1 protein-coding gene is annotated in these 839 nt (G+C 74.6%); it reads right to left on the reverse strand.

Features of this window, described 5'->3' with window-relative positions:
• On the reverse strand, window positions 1-771 hold a 771-nt coding region (locus tag FV228_RS31195; protein WP_246694106.1), incomplete at its 3' end, for an HWE histidine kinase domain-containing protein.
• Window positions 772-839 lie beyond the last annotated feature (68 nt).

Here is an 839-nt window from a genome sequence, read left to right on the forward strand (position 1 = left end):
GGCCAGCAGGATGTCGTGGGCCTTGCCCAGGGCGACCAGGCGCGCCGCCAGGGCCTCGCGGGCCGTGTCGATGTCGGGGGCGTTGCGCAGGGTCTGGGCGGCGATCGCCTGCACCAGCGCCAGGGTGTTCTTCAGCCGGTGCGACAGCTCGCTGTTGAGCAGGTCCTGGTCCGCCTCCGCGCGTTTGCGCGCTTCGATGTCGGAGACCGCCACCACGGCGCCCACGACGGTGCCGGCGGCGTCCCGGATCGCCTCGCCCGCGATGGCGATCCAGCGGCGCGTCCCGTCGGGCTGCTGGTAGCGGACCTCCAATTCGGCCCGGGCCGCCTCGCCCGCGCAGATCCGGGCGAGCGGGAACTCCTCCGGCGCCACCGGTCTGTCATCCGCGTGATAGGCGCCGTAGGCGCCGTACGCCGCACTGTCCTGCGCATAGACCGTGTCGTGGCCCAGCACCTCGCGGATGCGCCGGTTGCCCATGACGATGCGGCCGGAGGGCGCCTCGGCGAGCAGGATCCCGACCGGGACCGTGTCCATCACGGTGGCGAGCCGGGCCTCGGCCGCGCCGACCTCCCGGGTCCCGGTGAGGCTCGCCGCGACCGTGCCGGCGATCAGCTGCACGACCGCCAGATCATCCTGCGTGAAGGCATCCTGCGTGGAGGCGTCCTGCGTGGAGGCGTCCTGTATGGAGGCGTCGGCCCGGGCGGCGCGCAGCTCGAGGATCCCCGAAGCCGCGCCGCCGAGCTGCACGGGCACCGTGAGGGCGGCACGCATGCCGGGTGCCGGCGGCAGGTCCGCCGTCCCCAGGTCCGCCGTCCGGTCGGGGTCGGGGATCGCCGCAC

Origin of the sequence: Methylobacterium sp. WL18 (assembly GCF_008040015.1) — a bacterium.
Lineage (GTDB): Bacteria > Pseudomonadota > Alphaproteobacteria > Rhizobiales > Beijerinckiaceae > Methylobacterium > Methylobacterium mesophilicum.